General features: G+C 54.2%; 11 protein-coding genes and 1 pseudogene. 5 read left to right on the forward strand and 7 right to left on the reverse strand.

The features are described 5' to 3' along the window. The first annotated feature begins 60 nt into the window (after positions 1-60). Positions 61-1,011 carry a bile acid:sodium symporter family protein gene (locus G3A56_RS24770; RefSeq protein WP_035226274.1) on the forward strand — a complete coding sequence of 317 codons (951 nt, stop codon included), beginning with the start codon at positions 61-63 and terminating at the stop codon, positions 1,009-1,011. A 49-nt stretch (positions 1,012-1,060) separates the two neighbouring features. Here G3A56_RS24770 and G3A56_RS24775 read toward each other — a convergent pair whose 3' ends face one another. Next, the gene (locus tag G3A56_RS24775; protein ID WP_082184811.1) at positions 1,061-2,116 is read right to left on the reverse strand and encodes an aldo/keto reductase; all 1,056 of its coding nucleotides are present in this window, start codon (positions 2,114-2,116) and stop codon (positions 1,061-1,063) included. Between the two features lie 183 nt (positions 2,117-2,299). On the opposite strand from G3A56_RS24775, the gene G3A56_RS24780 reads away from it, so the two are divergent. After that, a complete protein-coding gene (locus tag G3A56_RS24780; protein WP_082184810.1) occupies positions 2,300-3,205 on the forward strand; it encodes a LysR family transcriptional regulator in 906 nt (301 codons plus the stop codon). A 76-nt stretch (positions 3,206-3,281) separates the two neighbouring features. Here the strand turns inward: G3A56_RS24780 and G3A56_RS24785 are convergent, their stop codons facing one another. Continuing rightward, complete coding sequence (locus tag G3A56_RS24785) at positions 3,282-4,067, reverse strand: hypothetical protein (RefSeq protein ID WP_003499337.1); 786 nt, start codon at positions 4,065-4,067, stop codon at positions 3,282-3,284. Positions 4,068-4,368: 301 nt separating this feature from the next. Between G3A56_RS24785 and G3A56_RS24790 the strand changes: the two are divergent. The 3 genes and pseudogenes from G3A56_RS24790 to G3A56_RS24800 form a co-directional block, all read left to right on the forward strand. After that, a pseudogene (locus G3A56_RS24790) lies at positions 4,369-5,538 on the forward strand (AGE family epimerase/isomerase); the annotation flags it as partial. A gap of 186 nt (positions 5,539-5,724) precedes the next feature. Beyond that, positions 5,725-6,123 carry a hypothetical protein gene (locus G3A56_RS24795; RefSeq protein WP_164056861.1) on the forward strand — a complete coding sequence of 133 codons (399 nt, stop codon included), beginning with the start codon at positions 5,725-5,727 and terminating at the stop codon, positions 6,121-6,123. Positions 6,124-6,176: 53 nt separating this feature from the next. Then, positions 6,177-7,001 carry a glycosyltransferase family 4 protein gene (locus G3A56_RS24800; protein ID WP_281357802.1) on the forward strand — a complete coding sequence of 275 codons (825 nt, stop codon included), beginning with the start codon at positions 6,177-6,179 and terminating at the stop codon, positions 6,999-7,001. Positions 7,002-7,237: 236 nt separating this feature from the next. Here the strand turns inward: G3A56_RS24800 and G3A56_RS24805 are convergent, their stop codons facing one another. The 5 genes from G3A56_RS24805 to G3A56_RS24825 are packed head-to-tail and all read right to left on the reverse strand — an operon-like array spanning position 7,238 to position 12,207. Continuing rightward, positions 7,238-8,299: a hypothetical protein gene (locus tag G3A56_RS24805; protein ID WP_082184808.1), complete on the reverse strand. Its 1,062-nt coding sequence runs from the start codon at positions 8,297-8,299 to the stop codon at positions 7,238-7,240. Positions 8,300-8,301: 2 nt separating this feature from the next. Then, on the reverse strand, positions 8,302-9,039 hold the full coding sequence (locus G3A56_RS24810) for an SDR family oxidoreductase (RefSeq protein ID WP_082184807.1): 738 nt from the start codon (positions 9,037-9,039) through the stop codon (positions 8,302-8,304). Then, a complete protein-coding gene (locus tag G3A56_RS24815; RefSeq protein WP_003499347.1) occupies positions 9,036-10,361 on the reverse strand; it encodes an FAD-binding oxidoreductase in 1,326 nt (441 codons plus the stop codon). The genes G3A56_RS24810 and G3A56_RS24815 overlap by 4 nt, the downstream gene beginning before the upstream one ends. Beyond that, the gene (locus G3A56_RS24820; RefSeq protein WP_003499349.1) at positions 10,358-10,780 is read right to left on the reverse strand and encodes a GtrA family protein; all 423 of its coding nucleotides are present in this window, start codon (positions 10,778-10,780) and stop codon (positions 10,358-10,360) included. Before G3A56_RS24820 ends, G3A56_RS24815 begins: the two co-directional genes overlap by 4 nt. Continuing rightward, the gene (locus G3A56_RS24825; RefSeq protein WP_003499351.1) at positions 10,777-12,207 is read right to left on the reverse strand and encodes a UbiA family prenyltransferase; all 1,431 of its coding nucleotides are present in this window, start codon (positions 12,205-12,207) and stop codon (positions 10,777-10,779) included. The genes G3A56_RS24820 and G3A56_RS24825 overlap by 4 nt, the downstream gene beginning before the upstream one ends. Positions 12,208-12,246 lie beyond the last annotated feature (39 nt).

Here is a 12,246-nt window from a genome sequence, read left to right on the forward strand (position 1 = left end):
ACCTTGACACGACCCCCTTGGAGTCTAGACGGGGTCTCGTGTTCATTAGGGAGTAAAGATATGAAATCGCTGGCAAGCCTTTCGGCGTTCGTTGGCAAGACCTTTGCCATCTGGGTCATCCTGTTTGCCGTACTCGGCTTCTTTTTTCCGGATACGTTCAAGCAGATCGCACCGTGGATCGTGACGCTCTTGTCGATCATCATGTTCGGCATGGGGCTCACACTTTCGGTCGATGACTTCAGGGAAGTCGTAAAAAGGCCGTTCGATGTGACGATCGGCGTGCTCGGGCAGTTTCTCATCATGCCGCTTCTGGCGGTGCTGCTCACCCGCATCATTCCCATGCCTCCGGAAGTCGCGGCGGGCGTCATTCTGGTCGGCTGCTGCCCGGGCGGAACATCTTCCAATGTCATGACCTATCTCTCCAAGGGCGATGTCGCCTTGTCCGTTGCCTGCACATCGGTCACCACGCTTGCCGCGCCGCTGGTGACTCCATTCCTCGTCTGGCTGTTTGCGAGCCAGTTTCTGCCGGTTGACGGCTGGGCCATGTTCCTCAGCATCGTCAAGGTCGTTCTGGTTCCGCTCGCTCTCGGCGCCGCCCTGCAGAAGCTGCTGCCCGGTCTCGTCAAGGCTGCCGTTCCGGCATTGCCGTTAGTGAGCGTCATCGGCATCGTCCTCATCGTTTCGGCGGTGGTGGGAGGATCCAAGGCGTCCATCGCCCAGTCCGGGCTGATGATTTTTGCCGTCGTCGTGCTGCATAACGGGCTTGGCTATCTCCTCGGTTACCTCGCGGCAAAGGCAACGGGCCTGTCACTTGCCAAGCGCAAGGCCATCGCGATCGAGGTGGGCATGCAGAATTCGGGCCTTGGCGCGGCACTTGCCACGGCCTATTTCTCACCTCTCGCCGCGGTTCCAAGCGCCATTTTCAGCGTCTGGCACAATATTTCCGGCGCAATTCTGGCAAACTGGTTTTCCGGCCGGGTGGACGCAGGCTCCGCCAACAAAGCCGCCTGAAGCTCCGCATCTGTCAGGCCGCCTGTAGTTCAGGCGGCCTGACCCTGCCTTAGAACGGCATAGTCTGACGTGTCATGGCCGGTGGATTAAGCCGGGCAAAACCCGCCTGGCGCTGATACGGGAAATGCGGATAGGGAGCAGTCGTCTCGCTGGCCTCGTCCAGCTTCGCTACCTGTGCGGACGTCAGTTCCCATCCCACGGCATCGAGGTTCTGGCGAAGCTGTTCCTCATTGCGCGCGCCGATGATCACCGTGGAAACAGTCGGGCGTCTGAGCAGCCAGTTGAGGGCAACCTGCGGCACCGTCCTGCCGGTTTCTTCCGCGACAGCGTCGAGCGCATCGACTACGCGGTAGAGATGTTCATCATCCACGGGCGGGCCGAAGCTGGCGGTCTCATGCAGGCGGCTACCTTCGGGCAGCGGCGTGCCGCGGCGGATTTTTCCGGTCAACCGCCCCCAGCCAAGCGGGCTCCAGACCATTGCGCCAAGACCCTGATCGGCGCCGAGCGGCATCAAATCCCACTCGTAGTCACGGCCGATCAGGGAATAATAAACCTGGTTGACCACATAACGCGGCCAGCCATATCGGTCCGCGACGGCAAGCGATTTCATGATCTGCCAGCCTGAAAAATTTGACACGCCGGTATATCTCACCTTGCCGGAGCGGACGAGCGTATCGAGCGTCGACAGCACTTCTTCAACCGGCGTGAAGGCATCGAAGGCATGAAGCTGAAGGATGTCGATATAGTCGGTCTTTAGGCGGCGCAGGGCGTCATCCACCGCGCGCAGCAGCCGGAAGCGCGACGAGCCCGCCTCGTTCGGCCCGTCGCCCATCGGCAGGCTGGTCTTGGTCGAGATCAGAACGCTGTCGCGCCTTCCTTTGACGGCTTCGCCGAGCACTTCTTCGGATGCGCCATTGGAATAGACATCGGCGGTATCGAACAGGTTGACGCCGGCTTCCAGACAAATATCGATCAGGCGCCGGGCTTCCGTCGCGTCTGAATTGCCCCAGTTGCTGAAGAGCGGGCCGGAGCCGCCAAAAGTTCCGGCGCCGAAACTCAAGACTGGCACTTTCAGGCCGGATTGGCCGAGATGGCGATATTCCATGGGGCGTTCCTTTGTTGCTTCGAAATAGTCGCGGGCGGGTCGCTTTAAAGCATCGCGCTCTGCCCATCCCGTGATCAGGCAGACGAGGATTGTGATGTGTCTCAATCGCCGTCTGAAGATAGACGCTCAATCTTCAATGAAATAGAATGCCGAAAATACTATCACTTGTGAGATGAAATCATCATGGCGCGACTGGATATCAACCGGGCAGGGGAGATGGAAATCTTCGTGCGGGTCGTCGAATTCGGCGGTTTTTCCCGCGCGGCTGCAGCGGCGAACATGACACCTTCGGCGGTGAGCAAGCTGATCGCACGGCTGGAAGGCCGCCTGGGCGTGCGCCTGCTCAACCGTTCCACCCGGCAGCTTCAGATCACGCCGGAGGGCTGCGCCTTCTATGAAAGGGCCACCCGCATCCTTGCCGATCTCGAAGAGGCCGAACGGGCTGCCGGTGAGGGCGAACAGCCCGTCGGCCGGGTGCGGATCAACACCAGCGCTTCTTATGCAACACATATTCTTGCGCCCATCCTCCCACGGTTTCTGGCGCTTCATCCGGGCGTCACGCTCGATATCGTCCAGACGGATATGGTGGTCGACCTCCTTGCGGAGCGCATGGATGTTGCGGTGCGTGCCGGACCCCTGAAGAGCTCAACTCTCGTTGCCCGGAAACTCGGTGAGACAAGGATGATCATTGCCGCCGCCCCGGATTATCTCGAGCGCTGCGGCGTGCCGCAAACCATAACCGATCTGGAAAATCACAATCGGCTCGGGTTCGGTTATGCCCGGTCAATCGACGGGTGGCCGTTGCGGGATGCCGGAAAGACCGTCGTCATTCCCGCGACGGGACGCGTGCAGGTCAGCGATGGCGAGGGCCTTCGCCATCTCGCTCTTGCAGGTGTTGGGTTGGTTCGCGCTGCTGCCTTCACCGTGCGGGAGGATATCGCCGCTGGCCGGCTTATATCGGTCCTCGATCATCTTGATACGGGTGAAACGGAGATATTTCACGCCGTTTATGCCGGCCAGCGCGGGCTCCTCCCGTCCCGTATTCGGGCGTTGCTCGATTTTCTGGGTGAATACGGGCGGGTGAGATAATCTAGCGGGGCATTAGAACGTGCGACCCTGATGAAGATAGAATGGGACTGGAGAATGAGGCGTCTGGAACCGCTACCTATGGTTTCGGACCGGACAATGTGAAAGCGCCAACCGATCTCAGTGTGATCTGCGTCTTGCTAGCAATTGTACTCGATATCGCACCGCAGAGACTACCTGTCGTTACAACGTTACCAGCCTTGAGCATATTGCCCTTGTTGAGTGCCGCATTGGCAAAGGCGACAAGCGGTGCGAGCGGATCACCATTCGGATGTTTTACCGTGGCATCGAACAGCGACACCGGCCCCTCGGTAACACTGAGCTGAGGTGGGTTCTCGCAATTTCCGGCAAAGACGTCCACGATGCCTTTATCGACCTCCGGGCCGATGACGAAGCCATGGTTGGCGAGGCGATCCGCGAGAAAAAGCGGAAACGGCACCTGATTTTTCTCCACCAGCCTGTAGCGAAGAAGTTCAACGCCAAGATGGACCTTGTCGATATATCCAAAAAGGTCCGCCCTTGTCAGCGGCCCGGCTGCCGCAGCGGGAATATCCGCCGAAAGGGTAAAGCAGATCTCGACTTCAATGCCTTCGGTGCCATCCCGCGGAAAAGAAGCGGCATTGGCTTCATCGACCCGCACACAATTGAACATGGGCGCCGCGATGGCCTCGCCATCCGGGCGAATCGCCAATTTCCAGCCAGCAACCGGTTCCGCCCAGCTTTCAGCAAACGCCTGCTGGACCGCCATAGCCTCTACAAGCGTACCTGGAATGAGACCCATCGCCTGCACCGCCGCCAGAGAAATCTTCGCCCCCTCGCTGCTCGCTGTTATGAAGCTTTCCGCCAGTTTTTCGATTGCCGTCATTGTGTCCCTGGTCCCAGATGATTTCAAATGCCAAATGCTTTCACGATTTGGCGCTCACTGCCAGGGCCATCAATGCCGGGTTTGACCACAGCGCCGACTTTCAAGAGTCGCGGGGTCGGTTCCATTGCCAGGCGGGAGCCGGACAATGCCGGTCCCCGCGTCGCGTGCTGTGGGCTTTATGGGAGAGCAAATGAATAGTATTTGTGGTTGACAGCGTCACAAAACATAAATTCAAGCGTTTGCTTATGGGTTTCCTTGGCGTATTCGTCCCCTACCACGACGTAAAACAGAGAGTTGACGCATGACTGTGCAATTTCCGAGTATCGCGCAGGCGCTTGCCGAAGAAATCGGAACATTACGGAAATGGCTGGATGAGGACGCCCTGCCCTTGTGGTGGGAGGCGGGTTCAGCCCGGCCGGACGGCGGTTTTTACGAGCGCCTCGGCCAGGATGCGAAACCGATTTTTTCCGATGACCGCCGCGCCCGTGTCCAGCCGCGCCAGGCCTATTGTTTCGCCGCAGCCGGCCAGCACGGCTGGCAGGGACCCTGGAAAGACGCGCTGCTGCATGGTTTGAGCTGGTTCGAAAAGGTCTATCGCCTCGACAATGGTCTTTACGGCAACCTCGCCGACCAGACCGGCAGGCTGATCGACCCCTCCTTCGATCTCTACAATCAGGCTTTTGCGCTGTTCGCCGCCGCACAGACGGCGGCCGCCCTTCCCGATCGCAAGGACGAGATGCGCGGCCGGGCGCTCGATATTCTCGCTATCCTCAAGCGCGACTACAAACATCCCGTCGCCGGCTTCGAGGAGGAAAACCCACCGCGCACGCCGCTCTGCTCCAATCCGCACATGCATCTTTTCGAGGCGATGCTTGCCTGGGAAGTACAGGACCCGGAAGGTCCCTGGTCGGCTCTGGCCGATGAGATCGCCGATCTTGCGCTGAACCGCTTCATCGATAGCGGCAATGGAGGCCTGCGGGAATTCTTCGGCCATGACTGGGCACCCTATGAGGGCGACAAAGGCCGCATCATGGAGCCGGGCCATCAGTTCGAATGGGCATGGCTTCTGGTGCGCTGGGGCAGCCTGCGCAACAATGAGGCGGCGATCACCAAGGCCAGGCGCCTGTTCGAGATCGGCGAGGAGCACGGCATCTGCCCGCGCCGCAAGGTGGCGGTCATGAGCCTCTATGATGATTTTTCGGTGCATGACGGGCTGGCGCGGCTATGGCCGCAGACGGAATGGTTGAAGGCGGCGGTGCGTCTTGCCAGTGTCACGTCCGGCGAGGAGAGGCAGCGTTACCTCGCCTCTGGCCTCAGAGCCATCGGCGCGCTGCAGCCCTTCCTCGACACGCCGGTCAAAGGGCTGTGGTTCGACAAATGGCCGGCCGACAAGCCGATGCTCGACGAGCCGGCACCGGCCAGTACATTCTATCATATCGTCTGCGCCATCTATGAGGCGGAGGCGGTGCTGGGGGCGGGTGATTGGAAAAAGACACCAATTACCTGGGCAAGCCAGAGGGAACTTGCATTCTTGACTAATGAGTTTCATCTTTCGGCCTTTTTATTCCCGTGTTTTAAACAGGATAATGCTTTTCCGTGTCGCAGGCTAAAAAATGGGAAGCGCTAAAACTATGGTCACTCTTTGGAAAGGCAAGTAATGGCCCTTGATCTGCTGAATCACGAAGAAGAGCTGAAAGTTGCCAAAGAACTCAACTACCTGTTGGCTTCGAAATACGCTCAAGAAGTGGTTAATCGTGTTGCAAATGATGTCATATCAACACATTTGAGTGGAGGTCGCGTCGGTGGGGGACAAAGCAAAAGTGGCAAAGCCAGCTTCAGCGAGACGCTTCGTTCACTTAATCCCGAACGCATAATAAGAAAAGCTATACGGAAGCGTTTTCCGAAACAAGGAACCGTGTCTAGGTCGGGGGAATCTGTCGATTGTCCTGAATATTTTCCGTTGTCTGTCGAGGGGCTTAACATTCAGTTTGGGACGGGAACCCTGGTCGACAGGCGGGGGTCGGCAGAGTTGCGCGTGATATACTCAGGGAATTAATAAGGCGGCAGGCTCTTGCGACACTTGACGTTGGGCCGGCCTGTGAAAAGCCTATCCATTTTTTCCCGTCCGTGCATTGGTGTCCCTCTGATCTTCCTCCTAGATCGGTTGTGATGGTGCACGACGTCATTCCTCTGCTTTTTGAGGGCATATTCCAGAAATCAACCATTGATGAATGGAAACAAAGATACATTCATTCGATAAGAAAAGCCGATCTCATTGTAACGGTCAGTGAAAGCAGTTCGGAAGATATTTCACGCATCATTGGTGTCCCGAAGGAAAGGATTCACGTCGTTTATAACGGCGTCGATGTATTTGAGTGGGAAGAAGATGAGAGCGTTGACCTGCTCACGCCCGACGCACCATATTTCGTGTGCATAGGTTCCAATGACTACCATAAGAATATCGACGTCGTTATTAAGGCCATGAGCCTCGGGGAAGCCCGTGACTATCATTTGGTGATTGTTGGAAAATCTCCCAAGGGATTCTCTACAGAGCTGAATTCTGATAGCCGAGGAAAAATACACACGGTCGGCCGTCTGACAGATGGGCAACTGGCCAGAGTATTGAAGCAATCCCAAGGGTTGCTTTTCCCAAGTTTGTATGAAGGCTTTGGTCTGCCTCCACTCGAGGCGTTGATGCTTGAAGTTCCGTGCATCTGTAGTGCGCGACCTGCTATGACGGAACTGTTGTCGGGCATGGTAATCTTCTGTAGCGCGGATAAACCAGATGATTGGGCACGTGCGATGCAGCAATTAGCGAACACTCCGCCAGACGCCGAGATTCGGAGTCAAACAGCGAGTAGACTTCGGGGGCAATTTAATTGGGAGAGATCGACAGATTTACTTCTATCGGTATTTAATCAGTTGAAAGACTGAATCTCTTATTCTTTTTGTTTGCCCCGAGGCCGGTTTTTAATGCGCCCCCGGGCGGCTCCCCTAATTGGTGGTTTCCCGATTGTACCAGCCACTCCAATTCTTCATGATATCCGCTAGGGTGTTGTTTTGAATAACGGATGGAAATACGTACAGGGTATGGAAATAGGCATAGGAAAAGGGCGTCATTAGATTTACTATGCATATTCCAATGATAGCTATTTGGAAAAAACGCGGCATTAGGTCTTATTCCCCTTATCAAGTGCCCAAAACGCGAGAACCCCACAGAACGTTGTCATCACGAGAAAGCGGGAGAGATCCCAGGCGACCAGCAACACTAGAACCGGGCTTAGCGTTGCCAAAGTCAACGCGACAAACCGCCATGGCCAATCAGGGCCGCTCGCGCGCCAACGCTGCCAGCTTAATACGAAGATCGCAAATGTCGGCAGCAAAAAGTACGAGGTGGCGGAAATCACGTTGACGGCGTCTTCTCGGAACATTTTTATCATTTGAGCAATTGCTGCGACGGTCGTTTGTCCGAACTGCTGCCTAAACAAAACCGCGCGCATCTCTGCGTCTACCGGAACTTCCGCCAGTTCCAAAGCCACAGCGTTTTGCGAGTGAAATGATATTATAAGTAATACGGAAGCAAAGGGCGCGAGTACGGCGATAATTTCAAATGGTTTCAAGCCATGACGTGCTCGAGTCAGGCTCAAAACAAGAATTTGCAGCCACAAAAAAACGAACATCTCATGCAGCAATGGCCCAACTAGACCTATTATTCCAAGAGCAAGAAATTTTCCATTTTTCCACATGATGGTTGCAAGGAACAAAAGTATGAACAGATGTATGTCTAGATAGCCACTATTATAGGCCAATGTGGGCAGGAATTGTGATGTTGCAAAGCATAACCAAACAAGAAACGCGGATCGCACATCGACAATCAACGTCCGGCTTGCCATCCAAATAAGCCCTATTCCAAGAAGCGAACACAAAACCAGGTGTTGGGTCGACACAAACGTCTCAACAAAAGCCGGAGTATGGCCGCTGAGGAACGGAGAGGTGATCGTCCCAATGAGTCCGCGCTTTATAAAGCCACTTCCATAGTCGACATACCAGTTGAAGACTCCCCAACCCTGCATCCCCAGCCAAAATCCGCGAGAGTAACTCAAAGCTCCGACCGCTGCAAGTATCGCTAAAGCTATCAGTAGAACGGGAGATAAAAGTGCGATTTTGGAGCGTATATCACTTCTGTACCGATCAAGTGATTTAAACGCCTGAATAGAAACGCTATTCTGCATTGTCATAACTTCATCGTTTTAAAAAACCGCTCCGGGATATTGCGAATGATCATCATGATCAGCTGCCAGATGGGACGTACGTAAACGACGTTTTTTTTGCTTAGAACAGCGCGTTCAATCGCAATTGCGACTTCTTTCGGATCGGCTGTCAGAGCCGCAGGCAAGTCCATTCCTTCCGTCATTTTAGTTGCGACAAATCCTGGTAACACCGTAACCACATGGACGCCACGCTTGGCTAGGCGGTTGCGCAAGCCGGATAGAAACGCGGTGAACGCAGCTTTGGCGGAACCATAAACGTAGTTTGTTGCACGACCTCGCTCTCCCGCAACGGAACTGATACCAACAAGCGTGCCAGAGGCTCTTTGTTCAAAGTGATTGGCGAGTAGTGCAAGGATACTTGCGGGGCCTTCATAGTTGCTACGCATAACCTTGCCTGCTGCAACAGGATCGCGTTCGCTTTTCTCCTGCTGCCCCATCAGTCCGATCGTCGATATTGCAACGTCAGGCATTTGTGGAAGGCCGCTCACGAATTCCTCGTGGGTCTCCACTGAAAGTACGTCAAATTCATGCAGTGTTACCTTAGCACCATAGCGCAGCTCGATATCGCGTTTGTCGATGTCTAGGCTTTCGACATTACGCGCTGCCATTTGGATAGCGTATCCCGCCGCAGCAAATTTATGGGCAACGGCTTTGCCGATATCCGACCGGGCACCTATAATAAGGACGGATGGTGTCGTCATATGGAGAGCCTTTCTGCCTGAGACGAAACAAATTGGCTTCTCCAGCCGTTCTCATCTCGCTTCTTTATAAATTTTTCGACACGTGGATCCGAATTCCGCAGCGTGCATGCCGACATGCGGCTGTCTTTCGCCAGGTAGAAGCGCCCACCATTTTCAACGGCAATTTCGTCAAGTCGCTCCAGCAAACGGAGAGTTTTCCTTGATATTGGAAAGTCCAGAGCGAGAGTATATCCTTCCATGGGAAAGGAAAATTTGCTTTCTTGCGGGCCTAGCCTTTTAAGAACGGCCAAGAAAGAGCCGGCTCCTGCGAGCGAAATGGCCTCAAGCAGGGCGCTAAGTCCTTTTTCGGAACTGTCAAGAGGAAGGACGCATTGAAATTGCGCGAACCCCTTTCGGCCATATATTCGGTTCCAGCCAAGGATTGCATCTAGCGGATAAAAATATGTATCGTAATCAACAAGATGCTCTCCGATTTTCCTGGTACCCATTTTATAATATAGGTTGTTGAAGAGACTTACGCTCATGCGGTTTAGGACACCGGAAGGCAGCGTGACTGGCAATCTGATTTCGTGTTTCTCTGGGCGCGCAAATGGTGCGCCGGCGTGTTGCGCAGAGAGATCAGATATCGATGCGTGTTCGCCCAACATGATCAGAGAGCGCCCCAGGTTCTTTCCCTGCCCAAGGCAATCGATCCAGGCGACTGAGTAAGTGGATTTTTTGTGTTTCGCGAATACTTCCATTGCCGCCTGAAGATTCGGAGCGGGAATGGTTGTCTGTCGTATCCAGGAAGTTTCAACCGGTCTGAGACGTATCGCTGCACGTAAAATGATGCCCGTCAGTCCCATTCCGCCCAGGGTATGTTCATAAAGATCGATATTCGTTTCCTGAGAACATCGAATAATCTCGCCATTAATGCCTAGGACATCTATCCAGTCCACACAGGTTCTGAAGCTGCCTTCCTTGTGATGGTTCTTGCCATGGACATCTGCAGCGATCATGCCGCCGAGGGTAACGAATTTCGTTCCCGGCGTGACCATCGGGAACCAACCTCTGGGTAGAAATGTCTTGATGATGTCGCTCAGTAGGGTTCCAGATTCGGCGACAAGTTGACCAGTCTTGGTCTCGAACGAGAGCATTCGATCAAAATATTTCATCGAAACAGTACTGAATGGATTAACCGCGCTATCGCCGTAGGCGCGGCCGTTGCCGCGAGCTATTACGCTGTGCTTGGAACTCATCAAAGCAGAGAGTGTCTCGACATCCCGCGGAAAACAAAGTTGGGTGTCTACCGATGGATATCGGCCCCAGCCAGAGACTTTCATAACGCGACCTCTTTGCGCTTGTCGTTGAAGACGAAGCGCTTGTCGAGATTGTACTTGACAATATACCCGATAGCTAACCCGACGATGGCGCCGATTTCACGCATACGATCAGTTTGCCATATTAACCAAAACGCCGTTTCGGCTCCCCAGAATATCAGTGTAGTGAGAACGCCCATAATCGTATAGAGCGTGAATTTACGGGTATTGTTTTTCAATCCCATATCTTGATCGTAAAAAATCCATTGCTTGTCGAGCGCATATTTTATGATGAGGCCTACGATTGTCCCCATCCCAATGGCGGCGATAAAATTGGCACCGGTAATTCCAAGCTGAAGAACGGTTCGTTGGGTTGCGAGGTTTGCAATCGTCGCTATGACCGCAAATATCGCGTAGCGAAAAGTCAGAGTACCAAGTGTCATAATAATGCACTTCCCAGCGTGAAGGCCAGGATTATGAGCGCGCATATCTGACTGGTGCTATCTTTAGCCGCGTAGACGACCGGATCGTCATGCATCAGGCCACGATGCGCGATCATAACGGCGCGGGTGATCCAATACAGAAGTGTGGCGCACACGCCCCACAGCGCCTCCGGGCACGCATATAGCTCTATCACTGCTGGAGAGTTGACATAGAGTGTCATGACTAGCACGGACACGTAACCAGCGGCAATCGCAATCATCGAGATTATCGGCAAGTCGTCGACATGATAGCCCCTGCCACTTGGCTTCAGATTGCCCCGCTCGGCACTATCTATCAATTCGGCCTGCCTTTTTATGGCTGCCAGCGACAGGAAAAAGAAGACAGAGAAGGCCAATAGCCAGATGGACAGCTCAATCGATGTTGCCACCGAGCCGGCAAAAATCCGTATTGTGTAAAGGGCGGCGAGCATACAGATATCGATGACAATCAGCCGCTTGAGATAGAGTGAATAAGCCGTCGTCAGCAGATAGTAGCCAATCATGACGACCAGAAATTCCCAGCCGATAAAAATCGTCAGAAATGAACCGAAACCTGCAAGTGCTCCTGCCATCAAGGTTCCGTGTGCTATAGGCACGGTGCCTGCAGCAAATGGTCTGTTTCGTTTTCGAGGATGCGCCCTATCTGCAGAGAGATCGAGGAGATCGTTCAGGATATATACACCTGAAGCGATCAGACTGAAGCATACAAAAGCCGTTATGGATGATGCAATTGCAGACCCATCAAATTTATGAGCAGCAAGCATAGGTACGAATACTAGAAGATTTTTTAGCCACTGGTGAGGCCTGAGTGCCTTTATATACGGTTTAATGGTCTCTCTTTCGCTCTGAAGGTGTTCCACCGCGTCGCAGAGAGCCTCGACTTTCGTGCGTATTTTTTTAGGCGCATCCACTGTAATCGCTTTTTCTGCGCACTCCCATACGGGCAGATCGGCGGCAGTATCCCCCATATAGAAAAAGCCGCTTTGTCCGAAACGCTCCTCCAAGAATGCGGCTTTTGTCGCGCCTTTCAGATTTCGCGTGCCGTCAGAGCCGTGAACCTCATCGAAGATACCGAGATGATCCGCTATCGCCTGCGCCACCTGCTGATCAGAAGCTGTGACGAGGGCGACACGACCGCCAGCGTTTCGCCATTCCTCGATATAGGCCAGTACCTTGTTATTGTAAGGTAGTGCCCGGGCATCCACGGTTGCGGCGTCTGCGAGGTGACGTTTAAGGTGAGCTCGTCCACGTGGTAGCGCGGAAATTGTACTGAAAAGGCAGCGCCAATCTGAACCAAAGGCCGACCAGAAGTTTTCGTACAGCATGTCGGTGCGGAGAAGGGTTCCGTCCAGGTCAACGACGAGGATTTTTCGGGTATCGAAGTTCAACGGTCCATCGCTCTTTGATCGTGCGTTTATTATGGCGGG

This window comes from Rhizobium oryzihabitans, assembly GCF_010669145.1.
Classification (GTDB): domain Bacteria; phylum Pseudomonadota; class Alphaproteobacteria; order Rhizobiales; family Rhizobiaceae; genus Agrobacterium; species Agrobacterium oryzihabitans.

What these genes read in the sequence shown, in the direction of transcription:
- G3A56_RS24770 (WP_035226274.1), top strand. Translation starts at nt 61, where the DNA reads ATGAAATCGCTGGCAAGCCTTTCGGCGTTCGTTGGCAAGACCTTTGCC.
- G3A56_RS24775 (WP_082184811.1), bottom strand. Translation starts at nt 2,116, where the DNA reads ATGGAATATCGCCATCTCGGCCAATCCGGCCTGAAAGTGCCAGTCTTG.
- G3A56_RS24780 (WP_082184810.1), top strand. Translation starts at nt 2,300, where the DNA reads ATGGCGCGACTGGATATCAACCGGGCAGGGGAGATGGAAATCTTCGTG.
- G3A56_RS24785 (WP_003499337.1), bottom strand. Translation starts at nt 4,067, where the DNA reads ATGACGGCAATCGAAAAACTGGCGGAAAGCTTCATAACAGCGAGCAGC.
- G3A56_RS24795 (WP_164056861.1), top strand. Translation starts at nt 5,725, where the DNA reads ATGGCCCTTGATCTGCTGAATCACGAAGAAGAGCTGAAAGTTGCCAAA.
- G3A56_RS24805 (WP_082184808.1), bottom strand. Translation starts at nt 8,299, where the DNA reads ATGCAGAATAGCGTTTCTATTCAGGCGTTTAAATCACTTGATCGGTAC.
- G3A56_RS24810 (WP_082184807.1), bottom strand. Translation starts at nt 9,039, where the DNA reads ATGACGACACCATCCGTCCTTATTATAGGTGCCCGGTCGGATATCGGC.
- G3A56_RS24815 (WP_003499347.1), bottom strand. Translation starts at nt 10,361, where the DNA reads ATGAAAGTCTCTGGCTGGGGCCGATATCCATCGGTAGACACCCAACTT.
- G3A56_RS24820 (WP_003499349.1), bottom strand. Translation starts at nt 10,780, where the DNA reads ATGACACTTGGTACTCTGACTTTTCGCTACGCGATATTTGCGGTCATA.